Origin of the sequence: Bartonella sp. B10834G3 (assembly GCF_016102505.1) — a bacterium.
In the GTDB taxonomy this organism is placed as follows: domain Bacteria; phylum Pseudomonadota; class Alphaproteobacteria; order Rhizobiales; family Rhizobiaceae; genus Bartonella; species Bartonella choladocola.
In genome coordinates this window covers 1-9,471 of sequence record NZ_JACFOM010000006.1, presented here as the reverse complement: position 1 = coordinate 9,471, position 9,471 = coordinate 1, and the positions used below count along the sequence as shown (strand labels likewise).

At 47.9% G+C, this 9,471-nt stretch carries 3 protein-coding genes; all 3 read left to right on the top strand.

Features of this window, described 5'->3' with window-relative positions:
* Positions 1–41: 41 nt before the first annotated feature.
* Positions 42–8,342 (top strand): invasin domain 3-containing protein, encoded by an 8,301-nt coding sequence (locus H3S94_RS11660; RefSeq protein WP_210328030.1) that lies wholly within the window; start codon positions 42–44, stop codon positions 8,340–8,342.
* Positions 8,343–8,571: 229 nt separating this feature from the next.
* Positions 8,572–8,907, top strand: a complete 336-nt coding sequence (locus tag H3S94_RS11655; RefSeq protein WP_198241166.1) for a hypothetical protein — start codon at positions 8,572–8,574, stop codon at positions 8,905–8,907.
* Between the two features lie 362 nt (positions 8,908–9,269).
* Positions 9,270–9,471: LysM domain-containing protein (locus H3S94_RS11650; protein WP_198241165.1), on the top strand; the 202-nt coding region annotated here is incomplete at its 3' end.

Here is a 9,471-nt window from a genome sequence, read left to right as displayed (position 1 = left end):
TTCCGCTGTCGAAGCAGCTTGATCCTGATGCGGTCGGGGATATGCGCACACTTGCGGGAAGCAGATATGATCTGGTTGACCGTAATAACGACATTGTTCTTGAATATAAGAAGAATGAATTCATCAAGCTTTATATGGTTGGCGGCATTACCGGCTTTTATAACGAGACTTATTCGCTTGGCATATCGGTTAAATCCAAGAATGATGTGGCAAGCGTCAGTGTGATGGCAGCAGCCCTGATTGCAGCAGGCGGCAAGATCGTTCAGGGAAGCGGTGTCAGCGATTATTCGGTTGTTCTTCCACCCTATCAGTGGGGTGGTAATAATGACTATGTCGTCAATGCCGTTGCAACGGATGTCAAAGGTAATACCTCGAAAGAGGCAACGACAACCGTGACAGTCAAGGCTCCGGGATTTGACAGTACCAACAGTACATTCGAAGCCGATCCACCCTCGATCGTCGCAGACAATACCGCGTACTCGACATTGACCTTTACGGCCAAGGACAAGAATGGCAACCCGATCATGGGCATCAAGGACAGGCTTGTCTTTGATGTCGTGAGCAAGGGCGGTTCCGCTCCTGACAAAGGCAAGGTGACGTTGACTTCAATTGTCGAGACCAAAAGCGGTGTCTATACGGCAAAACTCAAAGGCACGGTTGCCGATGTCTATACGGTAACGCCGAAATTCGATGGCAAAGCTGTCGGCAACCTCTCAGCCGATGTGACATTGACAGCCGGTGCTCCTGTTGAAAAAGGTATCGAGCTTTCAACATTCACAGCTGTTCCGGACTTGATCATCGCAGACAATGAGGATGCCTCGACATTGCTCTTTACGGCCAAGGACAAGAATGGCAACATGGTCACAGGCATCAAGAGCAGGCTTGTTTTTGATGTTGCGATCAAAAACGGTCCCGTTCCTGAAAGCGGCAAGGTGACGGTGCATGAAATTAACGAGACCAAAACCGGTGTCTATGAGGCAACACTCACAGGCACGCTTGCCAATGTCTATACGATAACGCCGAAATTCGATGGCAATGCTGTTGGCACCCTCTCAGCCGATGTGACATTGAGAGCCGGTGATCCTGCTGAAAAGGGTGAAAGAGGTGAAAAGCGTTCAACATTCGAAGCCTTCCCACACTTGATCGTCGCAGACAATAACGCCACCTCGCTATTGACCTTTATGGCCCAGGACAAGTATGGCAATGCGGTAGTTAGGAAAGCCAAGGACCTGAAATTTGTTATGAAAAGCGGTCCTAATAGCGGGGGCATAACGATTGACGATGTAGTAGAGACCGCAACAGCCGGTACCTATACAGCAAAGCTCAGAGGCACGGTTGTCGGCATTTATACGATTGTACCGGAATATAAAAACAAGGCCGTTGGTTCTCTTTCAGACACTGTGACATTGGGAGCCGGTGCTCCTGTTGACAAGGATGGCGACGGTAATCCGCGTTCAACATTCACAGCTGTTCCGGCCTCGATCGTCGCAGACAATAACACTACCTCGCTATTGACCTTTAAGGCCCAGGACAAGAATGGCCACGTTGTCGGTGGGATCGCCAAGGACTTGAAATTTGTTATGAAAAGCGGTCCTAATAGCGGGGGCATAACGATTGACGAGGTAAAAGAGACCGCAACAGCCGGTACCTATACAGCAAACCTCAAAGGCACGGTTGTCGGCGTTTATACGATTGTACCGGAATTTAAAAACGATGCCGTTGGTTCTCTTTCAGCCGATGTGGAATTGAAAGTCGGTGATCCTGCTGACAAGGGTGAAAAAGGTGAACCGCGTTCAACATTCAAAGCCGACCCACACTGGATCGTCGCAGACAATACCGCGTACTCGACATTGACCTTTATGGCCCAGGACAAGTATGGCCACGTTATCAGTGGGATCGCCGAGGACTTGAAATTTGTTATGAAAAGCGGTCCTAATAGCGGGGGCATAACGATTGACAAGGTAAAAGAGACCGCAATAGCCGGTACCTATACAGCAAACCTCAAAGGCACGGTTGTCGGCATTTATACGATTGTACCGGAATTTAAAAACGCGGCCGTGGGTTCTCTTTCAGACACTGTGACATTGGGAGCCGGTGCTCCTGTTGACAAGGATGAAAAAGGTAAGCAGCGTTCAACATTCACAGCTGTTCCGGCCTCGATCGTCGCAGACAATAACGCCACCTCGCTATTGACCTTTATGGCTCAGGACAAGAATGGCCACGTTGTCGGTGGGATCGCCAAGGACTTGAAATTTGTTATGAAAAGCGGTCCTGATAGCAAGGGCATAACGATTGACGATGTAGTAGAGACCGCAACAGCCGGTACCTATACAGCAAACCTCAAAGGCACGGTTGTCGGCATTTATACGATTGTACCGGAATATAAAAACGCGGCCGTTGGTTCTCTTTCAGCCGATGTGACATTGACAGCCGGTGATCCTGTTGACAAGGATGGCGACGGTAATGCGCGTTCAACATTCATAGCCGACCCACACTGGATCGTCGCAGACAATACCGCGTACTCGACATTGACCTTTATGGCCCAGGACAAGTATGGCAATGCGGTAGTTGGGAAAGCCAACGACCTGAAATTTGTTATGAAAAGCGGTCCTGATAGCAAGGGCATAACGATTGACGATGTAGTAGAGACCGCAACAGCCGGTACCTATACAGCAAACCTCAAAGGCACGGTTGTCGGCGATTATAAGATTGTACCGGAATATAAAAACAAGGCCGTTGGTTCTCTTTCAGACACTGTGACATTGGGAGCCGATGCTCCTGTTGACAAGGATGAAAAAGGTAAGCAGCGTTCAACATTCACAGCTGTTCCGGCCTCGATCGTCGCAGACAATAACGCCACCTCGCTATTGACCTTTAAGGCCCAGGACAAGAATGGCCACGTTGTCGGTGGGATCGCCAAGGACTTGAAATTTGTTATGAAAAGCGGTCCTAATAGCGGGGGCATAACGATTGACGATGTAGTAGAGACCGAAACAGCCGGTACCTATACAGCAAACCTCAAAGGCACGGTTGTCGGCGTTTATACGATTGTACCGGAATATAAAAACGCGGCCGTTGGTTCTCTTTCAGCCGATGTGGAATTGACAGCCGGTGATCCTGCTGAAAAGGGTGACAATGATGAAAAGCGTTCAACATTCACAGCCTTCCCACCCTCGATCGCCGCAGACAATACCGCCACCTCGCTATTGACCTTTATGGCCCAGGACAAGTATGGCAATGCGGTAATTGGGAAAGCCAAGGACCTGAAATTTGTTATGAAAACCGGTCCTAATAGCGGGGGCATAACGATTGACGATGTAGTAGAGACCGCAACAGCCGGTACCTATACAGCAAAGCTCAAAGGCACGGTTGTCGGCGTTTATACGATTGTACCGCAATATAACAACAAGGCCGTGGGTTCTCTTTCAGCCGATGTGGAATTGAAAATCGGTGATCCTGTTGAAAAGGGTGACAATGATGAAAAGCGTTCAACATTCACAGCCTTCCCACACTCGATCGTCGCAGACAATAACGCCACCTCGCTATTGACCTTTATGGCCCAGGACAAGAATGGCCACGTTGTCGGTGGGATCGCCAAGGACTTGAAATTTGTTATGAAAAGCGGTCCTAATAGCGGGGGCATAACGATTGACGATGTAGTAGAGACCGAAACAGCCGGTACCTATACAGCAAACCTCAAAGGCACGGTTGTCGGCGTTTATACGATTGTACCGGAATATAAAAACGCGGCCGTTGGTTCTCTTTCAGCCGATGTGGAATTGACAGCCGGTGATCCTGCTGAAAAGGGTGACAATGATGAAAAGCGTTCAACATTCACAGCCTTCCCACACTCGATCGTCGCAGACAATAACGCCACCTCGCTATTGACCTTTATGGCCCAGGACAAGTATGGCAATGCGGTAATTGGGAAAGCCAAGGACCTGAAATTTGTTATGAAAAGCGGTCCTAATAGCGGGGGCATAACGATTGACGATGTAGTAGAGACCGCAACAGCCGGTACCTATACAGCAAACCTCAAAGGCACGGTTGTCGGCGATTATAAGATTGTACCGGAATATAAAAACAAGGCCGTGGGTTCTCTTTCAGACACTGTGACATTGGGAGCCGGTGATCCTGTTGAAAAGGGTGACAATGATGAACAGCGTTCAACATTCACAGCCTTCCCACCCTCGATCGTCGCAGACAATAACGCCACCTCGCTATTGACCTTTAAGGCCCAGGACAAGAATGGCCACGTTGTCGGTGGGATCGCCAAGGACTTGAAATTTGTTATGAAAAGCGGTCCTAATAGCGGGGGCATAACGATTGACGATGTAGTAGAGACCGAAACAGCCGGTACCTATACAGCAAACCTCAAAGGCACGGTTGTCGGCATTTATACGATTGTACCGGAATATAACAACAAGGCCGTTGGTTCTCTTTCAGCCGATGTGACATTGAAAGTCGGTGATCCTGCTGACAAGGGTGAAAAAGGTGAACCGCGTTCAACATTCAAAGCCGACCCACACTTGATCGTCGCAGACAATACCGCGTACTCGACATTGACCTTTATGGCCCAGGACAAGTATGGCCACGTTATCAGTGGGATCGCCGAGGACTTGAAATTTGTTATGAAAAGCGGTCCTGATAGCGGGGGCATAACGATTGACGATGTAGTAGAGACCGCAACAGCCGGTACCTATACAGCAAACCTCAAAGGCACGGTTGTCGGCGATTATAAGATTGTACCGGAATATAAAAACAAGGCCGTGGGTTCTCTTTCAGACACTGTGACATTGGGAGCCGGTGATCCTGTTGAAAAGGGTGACAATGATGAAAAGCGTTCAACATTCACAGCCTTCCCACCCTCGATCGTCGCAGACAATAACGCCACCTCGCTATTGACCTTTATGGCTCAGGACAAGAATGGCCACGTTGTCGGTGGGATCGCCAAGGACTTGAAATTTGTTATGAAAAGCGGTCCTGATAGCAAGGGCATAACGATTGACGATGTAGTAGAGACCGAAACAGCCGGTACCTATACAGCAAACCTCAAAGGCACGGTTGTCGGCGTTTATACGATTGTACCGGAATATAAAAACGCGGCCGTTGGTTCTCTTTCAGCCGATGTGGAATTGACAGCCGGTGATCCTGCTGAAAAGGGTGACAATGATGAAAAGCGTTCAACATTCACAGCCTTCCCACCCTCGATCGCCGCAGACAATACCGCCACCTCGCTATTGACCTTTATGGCCCAGGACAAGTATGGCAATGCGGTAGTTGGGAAAGCCGGGAACTTGAAATTTGTTATGAAAAGCGGTCCTGATAGCAAGGGCATAACGATTGACGATGTAGTAGAGACCGCAACAGCCGGTACCTATACAGCAAAGCTCAAAGGCACGGTTGTCGGCGTTTATACGATTGTACCGCAATATAACAACAAGGCCGTGGGTTCTCTTTCAGCCGATGTGGAATTGAAAATCGGTGATCCTGTTGACAAGGATGACGACGGTAAGCCGCGTTCAACATTCACAGCTGTTCCGGACTCGATCGTCGCAGACAATAACGCCACCTCGCTATTGACCTTTATGGCTCAGGACAAGACTGGCCACGTTGTCGGTGGGATCGCCAAGGACTTGAAATTTGTTATGAAAAGCGGTCCTAATAGCAAGGGCATAACGATTGACGATGTAGTAGAGACCGAAACAGCCGGTACCTATACAGCAAACCTCAAAGGCACGGTTGCCGGCATTTATACGATTGTACCGGAATATAAAAACGCGGCCGTTGGTTCTCTTTCAGCCAATGTGACATTGAAAGCCGGTGATCCTGCTGAAAAGGGTGACAATGATGAAAAGCGTTCAACATTCGAAGCTGTTCCGGACTTGATCGTCGCAGACGGTCACGACACCTCGACATTGACCTTTACGGCCAAGGACAAGTATGGCAATCTGGTAGGTAACATCGCCGAGAACTTGAAATTTGTTATGAAAAACGGTCCTAATAGCGGGAGCATAACGATTGACGATGTAGTAGAGACCGGAACCGGTATCTATACAGCAAAGCTCAAAGGCACGGTTACCGGCGTTTATACGATTGTACCCGAATATAACAACAAGGCCGTGGGTTCTCTTTCAGCCGATGTGACATTGAGCGAATTTGAATTGGTTCTCGCATGGGAAAACGACAAAACATCGGCCACGGTGGATGAACAGCCAACATTCACGGTTGCTGTGCGTGACAAGAACACCGGCCAACTCATTCCGAACAAAACTGTCACATTTACTTTAAGTTCAAATGGAGGTGGCAGACCGTCAATCTATCCGGCTACAGTAAAAAGCGATGCCGATGGCCAAATAACACAAGCACCGGCCGTGTCTGATCATACGCCTGAAACTGTAACTGTTACAGGACAGATATCAGGAACAACTGTTACTGCCAGCTTAAATATTACGTTTACTGCGGGAAAGGTGAACGTGAATACAAGTACGATTTATGCTGATCCTGATACGATTGTTGCAGATGGTAAAACCACCTCAACGATCCATTATAAGCCAAAGGATGGTTACGGGAACCCTATTACCAGCATCGATGCGAGCACAATCACAAGTAAAATCATTGGGATAACCGATAGTGGCATAACCATCAGTAGCTGGTCGTTTGTCGATGGTCATTATCAAGCGGTTTTGACATCTGGAACCAAAATCGGCGCTATCAAGGTGATACCGGTGATTAATGGAGAGGATGGCATTTCCCGCTCGACCGGTAATATACTCACCCTTATTTCAGGGGGGATAGACGTTAGCAAAGGTGAGATCAAAGCGATTCCAAACCGGATTGTAGCAAATGGAAGGTCAACAAGCCGTATCGAGTTTAGACCACGCGATGCTGCAGGCAACTTCATTGCGACGTTGAAAACTGAAACCATTAGTCAAGTGATTACCCCTCAAGAGGCCAACGGACCACAAGACACGAAAATGTCAGCCTGGTCCTATGATAGAGGTGCGGGTGCCTATGTCAGCACTTTAACATCAGGTACGACGATAGGTGTTATCAACATCATGCCTACTGTTAATGGTTTAGATGCCGCTACAATAGGTGTAACGAAGACATTGGAGCTTATTGAGATTCCTGGCCAGAACATCAATATCAATATTGCTCATACCGATACCGCGATAGCCGATGGTGATGCGACCAATGTTGTTACCATCACTTTAACCGATGACAACGGCGCAGCATTAGCTAATAGAACAGTCACTGTTACACCGACCAATCTTGAGCTTGAGCTTGCTATTAATGGTGTAGAGGGCAGTGTAGACGTTGTGACAGATGAAGATGGCAAGGTCAGTGTTCAAATGTCATCAACCTATGCATCATGGCTTGGCAGCAATGGATTTATGGTCTCTGCCGAAGGCTTCACCGCCCAAGGGGAGACAAATTTCAGCCTCTATGTCGACCAAGAAAATTCGTTGATAAGTTTGGATAAAGACATAATTTACAATGATGGCATAGACAGGTTGACCGCAACCTATAAGCCTGTTGACAAAAAAGGACGTGCTATTCCTGCGGAGCTGCTCCCCGTAACGTTCTCGACAACAGACCTCGGAGCAACACAGGTCATCACGCAAAATGGCCTCGTGGCAACTGTAAGCTCGAAAAGCAGCCCGTCTACCTATCAACTTTCTGTCAAAATGACCAATTATTCTCAAGGTTGGCAGCCTGAATCTGTCGAGTATAAACTCAGACCTGCATCAGGTGTTTTGCTGGCAATTCTGGACGTCTCGCCAAAACTATGTGGTACTACAACGAACGGAATTGCGAATGGAATGCCATACACTTACTGCACACCAACGGATGGCGTTGACTACTATCATTCAGGTCTTGGGTTCGTTATTGAACTGATAGACGCAAGCCCATTATGGGATAAGCAGTTAACGCTACACTCATCAACGGTTGATGGCGCTATTTACGTTCAATCTAAAGATGGAACAAAGAGGCAAAACTGTTCGGTTCCCGTATCAATTCCTCAGTCGTGGATGAACGATTACGGGGATCGTAACAACAACCTTGATCTATCGTTCACAAAAGAAACCATTATCGATACCTACGATAAGCCTGGTTATCTCACGCCAACCACCGGTGGCGGTATAGGCGCATGTGATTACTATAGCAGTCCTAAATACGTTCCTTTGAAACCTGATCTGCAAGGAAGTGGTAACGTTGAGTTTGAAGCCTATACGAAGAACCCGAAATCCACCACTTCTTTCAAGGTTCCATTGACAGGTAAGCGTATGGATGTCGGCGAGCTGTCGTCAATTAGGGTCTTTATCTATGCTGATTAAAGGTTGAAAAAGTGAGACAAATTATCTTAAGTAGAATAACCAATTTCGGGTATGTGTATTTCAGGACTTTCGATTTACTCGCTACAGGATTGTATAAATGTTTAACTCTTCGATCAGGAAGGCCACCTGGGCAAATGGGGTGTCTGTTTGCACCCTTATTGCGTCACTGTTTTACAGCAGTACATCTTTAGCAGAAACGTTAGTTTTTGACGGAAACAACACTTCTATTTTGCAAACCGATCCAACAGGTAACGGCAGCACTTATAAAAGTCTTTATTCGAGCAATATTTATAGTGACAATGTGGTTACTGTTGATGGTGGCACGGGCGGAGCAGGACAAGCCGCTTGGACAACAACCGGGACAATTAACGCACCTTACATTATCTATGGCGGTGTAGATGTCCAGTTGAACCGAGGCATGGGAGAAGGTATTACAGCGGCTGATATCTCGAACAATCAAATTTCGATCAGTAATGTCCAGTATAATTGGTCAGGCCAATCCGCTGCCAATGGAGGCTTGGAAAACGATGTGACCAATGGAGGGAGTGCGGAACCGGTTCACTAAGTATGCAGCGTTAAAATGAAGCCGATGGGTGTGCAGACATGACCCTGGCTGCACATCCATCAGGGAGCAGATTGCAGGCCCCTGCAATCTGCTCTCTCAAAAGAATGATTTTAACTTAGTCATGTAAGAAATGCGGGGATGTCATTTCTATGCGCAGTAACTTTTTGAGCACCTTTGTGTCAAAGGCTGTGTCATGGTTGATGATTATCTTCTACCTATGCTCGTCTTTTCTGGCAATGGCCATGCCAACGCAGGCTGCGCAAAGAGACTCGGGGGAGTGAACGCTATGCCGCTGAGAACAGTCTTTCGGGCAGAGAGACTATGGTGCAAGCGCCTCACTTGATGGCTATAGCTCGCCGATCATGACCAGAGGTTATGTTCTGGTGTCCGGTGATACGCTTGATAGTGTTGCCAAACGCTATAATCTGAGTGTTGAAGGGTTGCGCCGTCTCAATCAGGATCGGTTTTTCAAGAACGGTTTTGACAAGGTAACGGTGGGGGATACGGTTTATGTTCCGCTGTCACCGGTTTCTGATGACATGGCGCATTATCTCGAAACGGGAT